Here is a 15,939-nt window from a genome sequence, read left to right as displayed (position 1 = left end):
AATGTGGGGGTTTTGCTACCGTGTTTAGTTATCCGAATCTTCAATCGTTCTGTGATCCAATGACTTGCGTTTCTTCACTTCGTGTTCAGGACGTCTGGTCGCGCTCGAGTCTTTCCGAGACCACGTCGATTTGCCGCATTACATAGCGCGTCACGGCGCGCCAGCTCATTCGTGTCAGCCAGACCCAGAACAGCAGACCCAGCACGCCTATCGGCAGCATTGCGACCAGATAGTTATATTTACCGCCCGATGCGTGGACACGAATCCGGTCCTGACCGTCGTCAATGTCGACGCTGCCGTTGCGGATCTGCACCGAGTCCGAACCGCTTTTCGCGATCAGACTGCTGGTGTTGCCATGCGCGTCTTCCTCGATCTCCACATGGTCGCCATCGTCGCTGGACATTTTCCACCTGGCCGACTTGCCATCCTGCCCGGCGCTGACAAACGACACGCGGTCATCGTCGTCATTCCTCACGTCGAGCGTCACCACCTCATCGCGGCGGATACTCAAGGTACCGTCCTTCTCTTTGCTCAGAAGTTGCCGCGCGCCATCGCTCGGGGTTTCGATCTTCAGCTCGTCGTCGTCATTGCGCATCTTGATCGGACCGGCGCGTGTCACCATCGACACGCTGCTGCCATCCTGTAGATCGAAGACAAACCGGTCGCCGACGATTCGCAAATCTTTCAGGTTGCCCGGCGACTCCTCATCGCCCTTGCTGCTGCTGGCGGCGGTGGTATCCGCGTCGCCAGCATTGCCGTGGTCGCTGCTGCCGAAATGGATAGACGGAATGCCGTGCGACGGCGTGCTGAACAGGTGGTGTCCACTCAATGCAACTACGCCGACAATCCCGGCAATGGTCAGCCCGGTGAAGGCCACATAGCCAATAGTCAACACCACCAGGTACAACATGAGCGGCACCAGTAGCAGCACATTCAGCAGCCCCAGCCCTGCGATCGAGACCATCACGCGGAGCAGATTGCCGACCGAACGGCGGCTTTGCCATTGCCGGTAGTTCGCCTGCGCCTTCAGTTCGCGGGCCAGCTTGACCGGGTCGCCCAGCGCGGCGATCACGTCTTCCTCGCGCCGTCCGGCGGCGAGCGCGTCTCCGATGTACTCGCGATAGTCCGCCACAATTTCATCGACCGCCTGCTTGGGCAGACTGCTGAGTTCCCGACGCAGCGCTTCGATGAATTCGTCCTGCTTCATGGGTTTTCCCCTGAGTTCTGTTTGCCTTGTTGTCCCAGCACGCCGTTGACCTCGTCCACAAAACTGCGCCATTCGTCTTCCATTTCGAGCAAGCTGCGCCGCCCCGCACCCGTCAGCGAGTAGTACTTACGGGGTGGCCCCGAACTCGACTCGACGAGGTAAGTCGACACCCACGCTTCTGCCTGTAAGCGGCGCATCAGCGGGTAGATCGTGCCTTCGCTGATTTCCATCGTTTCCGCCAGCGTCGACACAAGCTCGTATGCGTAGCTATCCCCACGGGCCAGGACAGCCAGCACGCACATATCGAGCGTTCCTTTCTTTAACTGCGTCTTCATCAATTGCCAAGTTTGTAGTGTGTGTTGCGCGGTACCGTGCAAAGCACTGTAGCAGCGGCTACTGTTTTATGCAAGGTACCGTTCTATGCACGTCTCCTTGCCAAAAGACACCCCGAAAACCACCGCCACCTCCCGATTTACCCGAATCAGCCAACCTTATCGCTGCACTGCGAAATCATACAAACAGGCAGGCTGCACAAGGCTTTAACCACGACACTCCCTCACCTGATTCCCGCACCGCACCGCAACCTCCATCCTTGACACCCCATCCTCGCCCTGCTGTACTAAATAAACCAAAGTGATTTAGTCCCGACCGCAGCACAACCGCTCGCAAAACAAAGAGCGACTAAAAGCGGCCAGGAACAGAGGCGCATCGAACGCCCGCCCGCAGTCCCGACACGTCGTCAACTATCCGGATTTGGAGGAGCAACCCATGACCCAGCATTCCCGCAGCTACCCTGTCGCGCGGCGTCTCGCCGCACTCTGCGTCGCCGCATCCGCGCTCTGGGGCGCGAGCGCGTCGCAGGCCGCCGATCAGCCGATCGTCGGCCTCATCACGAAGACCGACACCAATCCGTTCTTCGTCAAGATGAAACAGGGTGCCGAAGGCGCGGCGCAGAAAAGCGGCGCGAAGCTCCTCACCGCCGCGGGCAAGTTCGACGGCGACAACGCGAGCCAGGTCACGGCCATCGAGAACATGATGACCGCCGGCGCGAAGGCGATCCTGATCACGCCGAGCGACACGAAGGCGATCGTGCCGAGCATCCGCAAGGCGCGCGCGGCAGGCGTGATGGTGATCGCGCTCGACACGCCGACCGAGCCGCAGGACGCAACCGACGCGCTCTTCGCCACCGACAACTTCAAGGCCGGCGTGCTGATCGGCGAATACGCAAAGGCCGCGCTCGGCAACAAGCCGGCGAAGATCGCGACGCTCGACCTCGCACCGGGCATCTCGGTCGGCGTGCTGCGTCATAACGGCTTTCTGCAGGGCTTCGGTGTGAAGGAAGGCGATCCGTCGATCGTCTGCAGCCAGGACACGCGCGGCGATCAGGCGAAGGGGCAGACAGCGATGGAAAACTGTCTGCAGAAGTCGCCCGACATCAACGTCGTCTACACGATCAACGAACCGGCCGCGGCTGGCGCATATCGCGCACTGAAAGCAGCGGGCAAGGACAAGAGCGTGATGATCGTGTCGATCGACGGTGGTTGCGAAGGCGTGCGCAACGTGAAGGCCGGCGCGATCGCGGCGACCTCGCAACAATACCCGCTGAAGATGGCCGGGCTGGGCGTGGACGCGGGCGTCGAATACGCGAAGACCGGCAAGAAGGTCAGCGGCTATCACGACACCGGCGTGACGCTGATCACCGACAAACCGATGTCCGGCGTCGACAGCAAGGACACGAAGTTCGGCCTCGACAACTGCTGGGGCAACAAGTAACGCTGCTTGTGCGGATCGCGCAGCGCATGTAGTACACGCGCTGCGCGATCCGCGACGTGAGTCACAGGGCGCACCGCGCCCTGCATCGAGGAATCCATCATCATGTCGACTCCCTCCGCGCCGGCGTCCTCGTCGCGCCGTTTCGCCGATCGCCTGCCGTCGCTTGCGGAAATCGGTCCGTTGATTGCACTGCTGCTCGCGTGCGCGTTCTTCATCTCACAGAGCAACCGATTCCTGTCGGCCGAGAACCTGTCGCTGATCCTGCAGCAGACGATGGTCGTCGCCGTGATCGCCATCGGCCAGACGCTGATCGTGCTGACCGGCGGCATCGATCTGTCGTGCGGGATGCTGATGGCGTTCGGCTCGATCGTGATGACCAAGTTCGCCGTCGTACTCGGCGTGCCGCCGATCATTGCGATTGTCTGCGGCATCGCGGCGAGCGCGCTGTTCGGCGCGCTGAACGGTGTGCTGATCACGCGCATCAAGCTGCCGCCGTTCATCGTCACGCTCGGCACGCTGAACATCGCGTTCGCATTAACGCAGATCTATTCGAACGCGGAGAGCGTCTCGAACCTGCCCGACGCGATCATGTTCCTCGGCAACACGTTCCGCTTCGGGCCGGCCGAAATCACGTACGGCACGGTGCTCACGCTGCTGATGTACCTCGCCGCATGGTTCGTGTTGCGCGACACGGTGCCGGGACGTCATCTGTACGCGCTCGGCAACAACGCGGAAGCCGCGCGTCTGATGGGGCTGTCATCGCAACGCATCCTGTTGACGGTGTACACGCTGGCCGGCGCGATCTACGGCATCGCCGCGCTGCTGTCGGTGTCGCGCACCGGCGTCGGCGATCCGCAGGCCGGGCAGACCGAGAATCTCGACAGCATCACCGCAGTCGTGCTCGGTGGCACGAGTCTGTTCGGCGGACGTGGGTCGATTGTCGGCACGCTGCTTGGCGCGTTGATCGTCGGCGTGTTTCGCAACGGGCTGACGCTGATCGGCGTGTCGTCGGTGTACCAGGTGCTGATCACCGGGATGCTGGTGATTCTCGCCGTCGCCGCCGACAAGCTTTCGCATCGCCGCACGTGAGTTCGCGCGCCCTGCCCCCAGCATTCCAGGAGACCGTCATGTCGACCCCTCAATCCGCCGCGACCCCGGTGCTGCAGGCACGGGGCCTCGTCAAGCGCTACGGCCAGGTCACCGCGCTCGACGGCTGCGATTTCGAAGTGCTGCCCGGCGAAATCCTCGCCGTGATCGGCGACAACGGCGCGGGCAAGTCGTCGCTGATCAAGGCGTTGTCCGGCGCGACCGTGCCCGACGAAGGCGAGATCCTGCTCGACGGCAAGCCGGTCAAATTCCGCAGCCCGCTCGACGCGCGCGAACAGGGCATCGAAACCGTCTACCAGGAACTCGCGGTCGCGCCCGCGATGAGCATCGCCGAAAACCTGTTTCTCGCACGCGAGATCGTCAAGCCGGGCTGGCGCGGCTCGCTGCTGAAGATGATCGACAAGCGTCGGATGCTCGAGGAAGCGACCGCGCACATGAAGGGTCTGCAGATCGGCATCCGCTCGATGCGGCAGGCGGTCGAGACGCTGTCGGGTGGTCAGCGCCAGGGCGTCGCGGTCGCGCGCAGTGCGGCGTTCGCACGGCACGTCGTGATCCTCGACGAACCGACGGCCGCGCTCGGCGTCAAGGAAAGCAACATGGTGCTGGAGCTGATCCGCCGCGTGCGCGATCGCGGGCTCCCGGTGATCCTGATCAGCCACAACATGCCGCACGTATTCGACATCGCGGACCGCATCCACATCCAGCGGCTTGGCCGACGCGCGGCGCTCGTCAATACGAAGGACGTGCACATGTCGGAAGCGGTCGCGATCATGACGGGCGCTAAAGAAGCAGACGTCAAGGCGATCGCATGACCTTGCTTCGCGATTAATCGGCGCACGTAATGGACACCGGTACCCGCTCACCGATGCGGCGCACGGTCGGCTCGAATCAGGTCGGCATGCGCCAGTTCAACGAACGCATCGTGCTGCAGGCGATCCGTCTGCATGGTCCGTTGCCGAAGGCCGATGTCGGGCGTCTGACGCGGCTGTCGATGCAGACGGTATCGATGATCGTCGAGCGGCTGATCGACGACGGGCTGCTCGTCAAGCAGCCGCGCGTGCGCGGCCGCATCGGCCAGCCTTCGGTACCGATCGCGCTGCGGCCCGATGGCGCGTTCACGATCGGCATCAAGGTCGGACGCCGCAGCCTCGACGTGCTCGCGATGGACTTCACCGGCAGCGTCTGCTGCCGCGACGTGCTCGACTATGCGTACCCCGATCCGCGCGAGCTGTTTCCCTCGCTCGAAGCGAAGCTCGCGCGCGTGAACGATGCGCTCGGCGCGCGTGCGCGCAAGGTGGTCGGCGTCGGCGTGGCTGCGCCGCTGTGGCTCGGCGGCTGGCGCGATTTTCTGGGCGCGCCGCAGGAAGCGCTCGACGCGTGGCACGACATCGATATCCGCGCGCGCATCGAAGCGATGACCGGCCTGCCCGTCGAATTCGCGAAGGACACGACCGCCGCGTGCGCGGCCGAACTCGTGATGGGCCAGGGCCGCGGCATTCACAACTTCCTGTATCTGTTCGTCGGCACGTTCATCGGCGGTGGCCTGGTGATCGACGGGCGACTGCACAGCGGACCGCACGACAACGCAGGCGCAGTCGGTTCGATCCCGCTCGCGGGCACGTCGCGCGCGAACGCGCCTGCGCGGCAGTTGCTGCACACCGCATCGGGCTTCGTGCTCGAACAGGCGATCGGCGCAGCGGGTGCGCCGATCGCTGCCGCGCACGATCATCGCGCGTTGTCGGCCGAATTGTGGCGTCACACCGAGCAATGGCTCGATGCTGCGTGCCCCGCTATCGCTGGCGCGCTAACCAACGCGGCGGCGTTGCTCGATCTGGAAGCGGTCGTGATCGACGGCGAACTGGACCGGCAGCTGGTACGCGAGATCATTCGACGAACCGAGCGCGTGCTCGACCGTTTCGAATGGGAAGGGATAGTGCGGCCGCAGTTGCTCGAAGGGACGATCGGCGCGGACGCACGCGCGATGGGCGGTGCGATTTTGCCGCTATACGCGCACTTCGCGCCGGTGCATGAGCTGTTTCTGAAGCCCGCAGTCGAAGCGCCGTTTTGAGCGGTCAGCTGGCTGCGTCGATGTCAGCGGTGCCAGTGACACCCGGCGTGGTGCCTTCGGCCCGTCGATCGTCGTCGAGCAGCGGCTGCAGCACCGGCGTCAGCGACTTCAGCAACTGCACGGACAGCGCGCTCGTGAAGTCGTAGCGCGCCGCATACGGTTCGTGCACGTAGGCCGTCAGCGTGCCGAAGAAGCGATCGCCGATCACGAACACGAACGTCGCGCTGCGATTCACCTTGCGCGACGCGATCAGCCGCGCGCCAGGCGCGAACACGTTGAAGCGCTGGTCGCCGGTGCCGGTCTTGCCATACACGTCGAGCGTGCGACCATCGGGCAGCGCGATACCTTCTGCGAGCCGCTTCGCGGTGCCGCCGTTCACGACGTCGCGCAGCAGCACACGTGCGACTGCCGCGATCTCCGGCGAGAGCACCGGTTGCGCGGGCGCCGCGACATGCGTGAAGCGCGTTTCGTACGGCGTGCCGCTCGCGAAATCGAGCGACGTCATGCTGTGCGTCGGGATGCGGTTACCGTCGTCGGCGATGATGCCGATCAGTTGCGCGAGCGCGACCGGCCGGTCGCCGGATGCGCCGATCGCCGCCGCGTACGACGGCGTCAGGTTCGCGAATGGATAGCCGAGCGCCTGCCACGACTTGCCGATCGCATCGTACGCGCGCAGCTCGACCATGCGCTTGATGCGGCGATCCTGGGTCGCGTGATAGCGGGTCTTGAAGAGCCACGTGTACGACGAGAAGCGTACGTCGCGGCTTGCGTCCTGCACGTCGTTCGCGCTCGCGTCCGGATGCGCGCGCAGGTACGCGGCGGTCCACAGCTCGAGCGGATGCACCTTCGCGATGTAGCCACGATCATTCAGATTGAAGCGGTCCACGCTGTACTTCGCGTACATCGTCGCGAGATCGTCGTCGGACATCGATGCGGCCGGCGTGCCCTTCAGTGCCACGCGCATCTGCGCGTCGAACCATGCAGGCGACTGCTCCGGCGCGACGCTACGCAGCACGGTGGCGACGCGCTGAGGCGATTTGCGCACTGTATGCAGCATCGTCGCGAGTGCGTCGTCGGCGGTCTTGCCGTGGTACTTCGTGTAGAAGCGGTTCATGTACACGCGGCTTTCCTGATCGACGAAACGTCGCAGATACATCTGCCGCGTCGCCGGATCGTCGAGCCATTGCGACGACGGGCCCGACGTCTGGATCATTTCGTAGCGCACGATATCCCGCATCAGCCGCACGAACACGAGGTTCACCGAATGCTGGAACGCGCGGTGCACGGTCAGGATGCGGTCGTTGTCGCTCGATTCGAAATTGGTAAACGCCTGCGCGCCGCCGCCCGTGTAGAAGGTTTCGCCCGCGCTCGCCGAGTACTTGCGCTCGACCGCCGCATCGAGCATCGGGCGCAGCGAACGATCCGGCGTCTTCGCGAGATAGTCGAGCGCCCAGCGAGTCAGCACGTCCTGGCGATCGGGCTGCACCGCCCGCAATTGCGCCGTGCTCATGCCGGCGTAGCGCTCGTGCAGGTCCGACACGATCTGCAGGTACGTGACGATAGTGCGCAACTTCGCGGTCGAGCCGAGATTCAGCCGAGCGCCCTGGTTGATGTCGAACGGCTGGTCAACGCTATCGGTCTGCACGCGCACGAGGTTCGCACCGCCTCGGCGTTCGAACAGCGTGAAGCTGTACGCGATCTTCGATGGGTCGTCCTGGGTCCGTAGCATTTCGAAGCCGTACAGGCCAGCCACGCGCGCGCCGTCGCGCGTCGCCGCACTGGCGAGCCGTTCGCTGACGGCCTGCTGCACGGTGTTGTCGAGCGTCGCGGTCGCGCGCAGATCGAGCCGGTCGAGATCGTACAGACTCGCTACACCCAGCGCGCCGAGCAACTGCGAACGCAGCGACGTCACCGCCTTGCGCGTGACGAACGACGTCGCAGGCGGCGGCTTCGACGTGCGGTTCAACGCGAGCGGCGCATTCAGCGCGGCATCGCGCACCGTCATCGAAATGACACCGTTCGCCGCAAGCAGCCGCAGATAGCTGTCGGTCAGCCGCTCGAGTTCCGGGTAATCGCGTTGCAGAAAGAACGACGGTGCGCGCTGCGCGATCATCAGCGACAGCACCTGCCGGAACGCGAGTCCCTGCGCGGCCAGTTGATCGGGATCGGTAGAAACGGGTGCCGTCAGGATGCGGTTCACATCCGCGAAATCGCGGCCATACCACGCGGCGAGGCCATCACCGATACCGTTGATTTCGCCAGTGCCCGCCTGCGCGGCAAGCGGCACCGAGTTCAGATAGCGCACGACGATCTGCCGCCGCGCGAGCATCGTCTGCGGACCGTTCAGATACGCGCGCACCGAAGCGGACGCGATCTGCCTCAGCTTCTCCGGCGCCGTCGACGTGCGGCCGCCCGCAGAGTGGCGGAATTTCTCGATCTGAGTCGCGAGCGTGCTACCGCCAGGCGTCTGCTGATGCGGATCGAACAGCCGCACGCCCTGATCGGCGAGCGCGCGACTGAAACGCCCCCAGTCGATTGCGGGATTGCGGTTCGGCTGCGACGGGTCGAGCAGATAGCGGTCTTCGATAAAGAGCAACGCATTCACGACGAGCGGCGGCACGTCGTCGTAGCTGCCATAGATGCGCGCCGGATAGCGCGCGCTGAAGAGCGGCGTGCCCGCTGCGTCGAACAGTTGCAGGCCGGCCTGGTCTTTTTCTTCGTAGGGAAGAAAGAGGCCTTCGTCGGCGAGATCCGTCATACGCACCGAATCGCGCGCCTGTGCGGCGACGACGTAGCCGCGCGACGCGAGACGCGCTTCGAACGCCGGCAACTGTGCGTAGCCGAGCCGGGTGTCGTAGGGTGCTTTGGCGGGGAAACGGATGCTGTCGCTGCGGCCTTCGTCGACGGTAAAGCCGACGTCGCGCGTCAGTTCGGACAGATAGCGCGCCTGCAGCCGCGAGGTTTCGATCTCGGTCCGCGCGACACGGTAGACGATCGCGACGGCCAGCAGAAACACGGCGAAAAGGAGCCACTTGAACCACGTCCAGAAGGACGTAGTGCCGATCGCGCGATGCGGGATGCGAACCAGCGGCCGATTCATGGCTGCGTCTCCTGCGCAGGTACAAGCCACAAAAACGTCGTTTCAGCAGCTAGTCTAGCGCCGATTTGCAAACTCGGCCGGACCACCGTTGCGCAGCCAGTACATCCATTTAGAGCGCTTGCAGACGCGCAAAACGCGGCTACACTATCAAGTTCGCAGGACGCTTCAACACCCTCAACGCGATGCCCTGAAAAAAACAGACGGCCCGTGAGTCGTCAAACGCACGGACCGCCTGGTGCTACGCGCTTATTGCGCAACTACGCTGCTTGATCACTGCGTATAAAGCGCGCTCAGCTTGCCGAAGTCGAGACTGCCGAACCCGGTGTCGTCGTCCCAGCCGGCCTTTGCGGTATAGCCATGACCGCTGTAGCCGTTATTGCCCGACGTCACGTCGTGGATGTACGTCGTATTGGTCGGGAAAGTCTGGTAGAAACCGGACGTCGGCAAGCCGATGCCGTTGCTATGCGCGGATTCGATCCGTGCAAAGCCGCCGACGAAAATCGGCGAAGCGAGGCTCGTACCGCCGAACTGTTCCGACTGTCCGTTGACGATGACCTTTGCGCCCGTCGCCCCGGCCGCATCGAATCCGACGTCCGGCAACACGCGCTTCGTCACGGAACTGCCGAGCGCCGTGGTCTGCCAGCTCGGTGCGGTCTCGTACGAGCTGACGCCGCCGCCGGTCGCCCAGATCCGGACCGAGTCGTCGATCTGGTTGCCGAACTGGTCGACGTCGGCAAACGCGGTCCCTTCGTTCCAGACCGTTTCGCCCGACCACGTGGTGGTGTTCGTCGTCGACAGCGTCGTGCCGCCCACCGCGACGACGTTCGGCGAACTGGCCGGCGACGATACGCTGTAGTGCGACAGGTTGATCGTCGTGTTGACGCCGCTGCCGTCGTTCGTGCCGATGTAGCCCGGCGCACCTTGCGGCGACGTGGACCACTGATACACGCCCGCGTCTCCGGACGACACCGAGAAAATCTGCCCCTGCGCCGCGGCCTGCTTGAAGACCGTATCGTCGGCGCCAAGCGAGCCGTCCGAATTCGCGGACGCTTCGTCGAGGCCGAGCGACACGTTGATGATCTTCGCCAGGTTGTCGGTCACGGCCTTGTTGTACGCCGACGTCAAAGTGCCGTCGGTCAGACCACTGTCCTGGCTGTCGCCGTTCACCGCCGCATAGAAGATCAGTTGCTTGACACCGCCAGACGTGCCGATGATGTCCTGGCTGTCGAGATCCCACTCGCTCGGGTCGCCGTCGTCGGCGAGCGTGCCGGAGCTTCCCGCGACCACCTTCGTGTTCACTGTCGCCAGACCGGCGTTGCCCGTGAAGGTGTTCAGATCCGCGATCGTCTGGGTCATGTCGCCCCACGTGATGATGCCGACGGTCGTGTTCGTCGCGGCAGGCAGGCTGCTCGCGCCGTAGATCTTCGCGAAATCGGTTGGCTGGTGTCCGACCTGCGCCGCCGCCGCGTTCGTTCCCGCCGTGCGTGCTTCGACGTTAGCGTTGACCGGGAAGACCCGGTGCAGCAACCGGTGCGGCACGATCGCGTTCTGCAGGCCGAGCACGGAGTCGACACTGGCGCTGAGCGACGACGGCACGAGTGCAGCCGTATCGTTCGCGAACACTTGCTTGCCGCGGTAATTGAAACGCTTCAGGCTCGCGTGAAATCCGTTCTGCGCGTTATTCGCATTGCCTTCCGCCGTGACCAGCTTGTTATTCGCGGACACCGCGATGTTCGTGAAACCACTTGCCTTCAAATGCGCGACTACCGCCTGCACCTGCGCATCGGTCGGGGCGAAACGCGCCTTGAATTGCTCGGGCGTCAGATACTGGCGGTAATGCGCGCTGCCCGGCTGGGCAACCTCGCGCAGAAACGCATCAAGCTGACTTTCGTTGCGGCCCTTCAGCACCACCGTAACGTGCAGCGGCTGGCTGACTTCGAGCGGCGTCACGAGCGCGTTGTTGAGTTCGGCGGCCGCGTGCGTGCCGAGCGTATAGCTGGCCACACCTGCCGTCGCACCGCGGGCTTCCGATTGCGCTGCGGCGGTAGCCGCCTGCGCGGGTTGCAGGAACGCGGCAGTCCGCGTCGCCACCCAGCTGTCCGCGGCATACGCGGACAGCGGCAGCAGCGTCGCCGCCACGGCCATCGGCAATAGCGCTCTCGCGAAACCAGCCGGGGATACACGTTTCACATGCACGACCTTCTTCATTTTTCCACGCTCCTGAAAAGAAACAAGAAATGAAATACCGGCACGACGATATATCTATAGTTAATTATCTGAAAACCCGCCCATTCCGATAATCAAAATCAAAATAACTCAAATTAGATCGTTATTAATCCGGCGGACGAAAGAAGCCCTCCGGAAATTATTTTTCCGGTAATAACGTCCAATGGATAGACCGCCTGCTCGCCATACGGCAAAAGCGTCCGGTCAGCAAGAAATGTGATCGCAGATGGAATTCGGGTGGTCAAAAGGTATAAGTCCCAAAACCCTCTGTCAAACTTTTTTTGATGAGATTTTGGATTTGTTGAATATTGGCAAGAAACTCATGTAATTAAAAGAAAGTATTCCGTAAATTAAATAGAATCCGTCGTGCATATCAGAAAATGTAAAATCGAAATAGTTAAATCGGCGAATTGGGCGCGGTGCGCCGACCATGCTCGTCCTCGTCACGCAACGGGCATTTCCTGATAGCCTGCCGGCTCATCGACCCCACTTACTCTCCCGGTTTTTTCATGCAGAGTTTCTACGAGGCAACGGTCGTGCGGCCCGAACGGCCCACTGTGAACGGCGCGCAAAGTGCCGAGGTATGCATCGTCGGCGGCGGCCTCGCCGGGCTGTCGACCGCACTCGGGCTGGCCGAACGCGGCGTGCGCGACGTCGTCGTACTCGAAGCCGAACAGGTTGGCTTCGGCGCATCGGGGCGCAACGGCGGCTTCGTGTTCGGCGGCTACAGCCTCGATTGCGCGGATCTGCTGCGCACGCTGGGGTCGGTCCATGCGAAAGCGCTTTACGCGCTGACCACCGACGCCGTCGATCTGATGCGCAAGCGCATCGCGCGCTACGACATCGCCTGCGACGCGACGGACGCGGGCGTGATCCTCGCGAACTGGTTCGACGATCCCACGCGCCTCGACACGCAGCGCGCGCTGATGAAGGACGCGTTCGACGTCGACTGGGAGCCGGTCAGCCGCGACGCACTCGCCGCGCAACTGAAGACCACCCGCTATCACGGTGGTCTTCTCGAGCGCAACGCGTTCCACTTTCATCCGCTGAAATACGTGCTCGGCATCGCCGAGGCGGCCGCCGCGCGCGGCGTGCGCATCTACGAACGCTCGCCGGTCGTGCACGTGCGTCCGCAGCGCCGCGGCGGGTTTCTCGTGCAGACCGCCGGCGGCAGCGTCGATGCGCGGCACGTCGTGATGGCGGGCGGCGGCTATATGCGCGCGGTCTACCCGCGCGTCGAGCGCGCGGTGTTGCCGATCGCCACCTACGTGATGGCGACCGAACCGCTCGGCGCCCGGCTGAAGGACGCAATCGATTGCGCGTCGGCCGTGTACGACACGCGCTTCGCATTCGACTACTACCGGCCACTGCCCGACACGCGCATCCTGTGGGGCGGCCGCGTGTCGGTACTCGAGCGGTCGGCGGACAGCATCGCGCGGCTGCTGCGGCACGATCTGCTGAAGGTCTATCCGCAACTTCGCGATGCGCGAATCGAATTCGCGTGGGGCGGCCTGATGAGCTACGCGCGGCACAAGATGCCGCAGATCGGCCGCGACCGCGACGGCGTGTGGTATGGCGTCGGTTTCGGCGGCCACGGGATGGCGCCGACCACCGTCTGCGGCGAACTGCTGGCGGGTGCAATTTCCGGCGAGCGACCGGTACCCGACGCATTCGCGAAGTTCGGTCTCACGCAAACGTTTGGCGCGGCCGGGCTCGCGGCCGCGCAACTCACGTACACCGCGATGCAGACGCGCGATGCGCTTGCCGCCCGTCGTCGACGCACGTCGTAATAAGCATTCCTGAAGCCCGTTTCGAGCCGCCGAAAAAGCCCGTCGATTGGCCGCAAATAGCGCTAAAACGCCATGCTAGAATGCGCCGTCATCGCCGCCGAAAATGCTCAATGAAACAGGGAAACAAGGCCGCCTCACCCGACCCGGATAGCCCTCCATCCGGGGGCCGGCGCAAGTACGATCCCGAGCAGACCAAGCGCAACATCCTCGACGTCGCGACGCAGGAATTCTCCGCGATGGGCCTCACCGGCGCACGCGTCGATGCGATCGCCGAACGCACCAGTACCACGAAACGCATGCTGTACTACTACTTCGGCAGCAAGGAAGGGTTGTACGAGGCCGTGCTCGACAAGGTGTACGGCGACATCCGCGCGCTGGAACAGGATCTGCATGTCAGCGAACTCGATCCCATCGAAGGGTTGCGCACGCTCGTCGAATTCACGTTCGACTATCACGACCGGCATCGCGACTTCGTCCGTCTCGTTACCATCGAGAACATCCACGGCGCGAAATACATCGAACAGCTGAAGTCGTTCAAGTCGCGCAACGCGAGCGTGATCGACACCATCGAAGACCTGCTCGCGCGCGGCGTCGCGGCCGGCGAATTCCGCGCCGATATCGACGCAATCGATCTGCATCTGCTGATCAGCTCGCTGTGCTTTCATCGCGTCGGCAGCCGGCATACGTTCGGCGCCGCATTCGGCCGCGACCCGTCGCATCCGCGGCTACGCGCGCGGCATCGCGAGATGATCGTCGATGCGACGCTGCGCCTCGTGAAGCGCTGAGCGAGCGCGGCCATCCCCAGCGCGAAGAACGCCACCGACAGGATCGCGATCAAGGCCACGGGGCTTCGACGGCGTCGAGATCTCGAAGTCGAGAACCGCGCCGCCGAAACCGCCCTTCGACCTCGTCAGGCAATCCATCCGCCATCGACCGTCAGGCTCTCACCCGTGGTATAGCCCGCTTCGGGACTCGCCAGGTACGCTACCGCCGCCGCAATTTCCTCGGGCTTGCCGAAGCGGCCCACACTGGCGAGCTTCGTCATCGTCGCGTGGTCTTCCGTTCCGGGCTTCGGCGACAGTTCGGTGTCGATCGGGCCGGGCTGAACCGCATTGACGGTCACGCCGTACTTCCCAAGTTCGCGTGAAAGACCGCGTGTGAAACCACGAATGGCGAATTTCGACGCGATGTAGAGCGTCACGCCAGGGAGCGGTGCCGCTTCGCCGAACGCGGAACCTATATTGACGATGCGCCCCCAGCCCGTCTTGATCATCCGCTTTGCCGCGTCCTTCGCGAGTTCGATCGGCGCGCGCACATTCAGATTGAAGTGCGTGTCATACGACGTGTCCGACGACTCGAGGAACGGACCGTACTCGACGGTGCCCGCGTTGTTGACGAGGATGTCGAGCCGGCCTTCGAACTTGCCGCCGAAGACGCCGTTCAACGCATCGGTCAGCGACGTCACACCCGCGGACTTCGACAGATCGGCACCGACTGCTTCGGCCTCGCCGCCCGCCTCGCGGATCGCTTTGACCACGGCTTCCGCGCGTGCCGGATTCGATGCGTAGTGGACGACGACCGATGCGCCGTCCCGTGCGAGACGCGTTGCGACGGCGGCGCCGATGCCGCGGGAAGCGCCGGTCACGAGTGCGAGTTTGCCTTTCAGAGCTTGAGTCATGATTACCTCGATAGTGAGTGTCGAAGGGTCCGCTTATGGTCGCAAACGCGGGGATAAACGGACCGCTGCATGTGCCCCAATGCGTCGATGCACGGGTTGATGTGTATCGTCCGCTCGCGTCGGGAGGCGCGGTAGTCATCGTCGAGGAATAGGTTCTATTCCTCGTGTTATTCGACAGCGTGCCTCGCTGGAATAACTGTTATCGACGGGGGATGTCTTCTGCCGGGGGTCGTGGAGCTTCAAGCTGTGGCTATCGTGAGCAGCAACGCGATGCGGATTCAAGGCCGCAACGGCCTCACCCACTCAAGGAGATTTGCGATGGCACTGCAAGACAGACTCGACGCTTTCAAAGCCGATTTCAAGGCGGGCAAGGCGCCCTATCACGCACCGGCGGAGATCCACCCGATCATGGAGCGCGCGACGGCCGAACTGATCGCGAGCGGTCAGGCGGCCCGCGCCATCAAAGCCGGCGATCGTGCGCCGCAGTTCACGCTGAAGGACCAGAACGGCGATGACGTCTCGTCTGCCGACCTGCTCGCGCAGGGACCGCTCGTCGTGACGTTCTATCGTGGCGCCTGGTGTCCGTACTGCAACCTCGAGCTTCAGGCGATCAACGACGCACTGCCGCAGATTCGCAGCTACGGCGCGAACGTGGTCGCGATCTCGCCGCAAATGGCGGTGAATAGCCGCAAGTCGGTACGCGACAACAAGCTGGGGTTTCCGGTACTGAGCGACGTCAAAGGCGAGGTCGGCGCGGCATTCGGCCTGCGCTTTGCGCTGCCCGACTATCTGGTCGATCTCTACAAGCGTCTGAAAAACGACCTCCCGTCGTTCAACGACGACCCCAGCTGGACGCTGCCAATGCCGGGGCGTTACGTCATCGGTCAGGATGGCATCGTGCTGTACTCGGAAGTCAACCCGGACTACACGCACCGTCCCGACCCGAGCGACATGTTTGCGGTACTCGAGAAGGCTGCGGCGAAGGTGTAG

12 protein-coding genes are annotated in these 15,939 nt (G+C 63.5%); 7 read left to right on the top strand and 5 right to left on the bottom strand.

Annotated features, from left to right (window positions below):
* Positions 1–85: 85 nt before the first annotated feature.
* Positions 86–1,207 carry a DUF1700 domain-containing protein gene (locus tag ACREXZ_RS26900; protein WP_431767177.1) on the bottom strand — a complete coding sequence of 374 codons (1,122 nt, stop codon included), beginning with the start codon at positions 1,205–1,207 and terminating at the stop codon, positions 86–88.
* Positions 1,204–1,542: a PadR family transcriptional regulator gene (locus ACREXZ_RS26895; RefSeq protein WP_431767176.1), complete on the bottom strand. Its 339-nt coding sequence runs from the start codon at positions 1,540–1,542 to the stop codon at positions 1,204–1,206. The genes ACREXZ_RS26900 and ACREXZ_RS26895 overlap by 4 nt, the downstream gene beginning before the upstream one ends.
* A gap of 433 nt (positions 1,543–1,975) precedes the next feature.
* Here ACREXZ_RS26895 and ACREXZ_RS26890 point away from each other — a divergent pair, with 433 nt between their 5' ends.
* From ACREXZ_RS26890 to ACREXZ_RS26875, 4 genes are all read left to right on the top strand, one after another.
* The gene (locus ACREXZ_RS26890) at positions 1,976–2,980 is read left to right on the top strand and encodes a sugar ABC transporter substrate-binding protein (RefSeq protein ID WP_431767175.1); all 1,005 of its coding nucleotides are present in this window, start codon (positions 1,976–1,978) and stop codon (positions 2,978–2,980) included.
* A 102-nt stretch (positions 2,981–3,082) separates the two neighbouring features.
* Positions 3,083–4,069: an ABC transporter permease gene (locus ACREXZ_RS26885; RefSeq protein ID WP_431767174.1), complete on the top strand. Its 987-nt coding sequence runs from the start codon at positions 3,083–3,085 to the stop codon at positions 4,067–4,069.
* A 38-nt stretch (positions 4,070–4,107) separates the two neighbouring features.
* Positions 4,108–4,899 carry an ATP-binding cassette domain-containing protein gene (locus ACREXZ_RS26880; protein ID WP_431767173.1) on the top strand — a complete coding sequence of 264 codons (792 nt, stop codon included), beginning with the start codon at positions 4,108–4,110 and terminating at the stop codon, positions 4,897–4,899.
* A 29-nt stretch (positions 4,900–4,928) separates the two neighbouring features.
* The gene (locus ACREXZ_RS26875; protein WP_431767172.1) at positions 4,929–6,155 is read left to right on the top strand and encodes an ROK family transcriptional regulator; all 1,227 of its coding nucleotides are present in this window, start codon (positions 4,929–4,931) and stop codon (positions 6,153–6,155) included.
* A gap of 4 nt (positions 6,156–6,159) precedes the next feature.
* Here ACREXZ_RS26875 and ACREXZ_RS26870 read toward each other — a convergent pair whose 3' ends face one another.
* The gene (locus ACREXZ_RS26870; RefSeq protein WP_431767171.1) at positions 6,160–9,255 is read right to left on the bottom strand and encodes a transglycosylase domain-containing protein; all 3,096 of its coding nucleotides are present in this window, start codon (positions 9,253–9,255) and stop codon (positions 6,160–6,162) included.
* Between the two features lie 270 nt (positions 9,256–9,525).
* On the bottom strand, positions 9,526–11,463 hold the full coding sequence (locus tag ACREXZ_RS26865) for a S53 family peptidase (RefSeq protein WP_431767170.1): 1,938 nt from the start codon (positions 11,461–11,463) through the stop codon (positions 9,526–9,528).
* Positions 11,464–11,990: 527 nt separating this feature from the next.
* Between ACREXZ_RS26865 and ACREXZ_RS26860 the strand changes: the two genes are divergently transcribed.
* Both ACREXZ_RS26860 and ACREXZ_RS26855 read left to right on the top strand, forming a co-directional pair.
* Positions 11,991–13,271 (top strand): NAD(P)/FAD-dependent oxidoreductase, encoded by a 1,281-nt coding sequence (locus ACREXZ_RS26860; RefSeq protein ID WP_431767169.1) that lies wholly within the window; start codon positions 11,991–11,993, stop codon positions 13,269–13,271.
* A gap of 110 nt (positions 13,272–13,381) precedes the next feature.
* Entirely contained in the window at positions 13,382–14,056 is a 675-nt protein-coding gene (locus ACREXZ_RS26855; protein ID WP_431767168.1) for a TetR/AcrR family transcriptional regulator, read from the top strand.
* A gap of 125 nt (positions 14,057–14,181) precedes the next feature.
* On the opposite strand, the gene ACREXZ_RS26850 is transcribed toward ACREXZ_RS26855, so the two are convergent.
* A complete protein-coding gene (locus tag ACREXZ_RS26850) occupies positions 14,182–14,949 on the bottom strand; it encodes an SDR family NAD(P)-dependent oxidoreductase (RefSeq protein ID WP_431767167.1) in 768 nt (255 codons plus the stop codon).
* Between the two features lie 318 nt (positions 14,950–15,267).
* Between ACREXZ_RS26850 and ACREXZ_RS26845 the strand changes: the two genes are divergently transcribed.
* A complete protein-coding gene (locus ACREXZ_RS26845) occupies positions 15,268–15,939 on the top strand; it encodes a peroxiredoxin-like family protein (protein ID WP_431767166.1) in 672 nt (223 codons plus the stop codon).

This window comes from Paraburkholderia sp., assembly GCF_050742655.1.
Taxonomy (GTDB): domain Bacteria; phylum Pseudomonadota; class Gammaproteobacteria; order Burkholderiales; family Burkholderiaceae; genus Paraburkholderia.
Note: the sequence above shows the minus strand (reverse complement) of the source record. Positions and strands in the feature narration are given on the sequence as shown.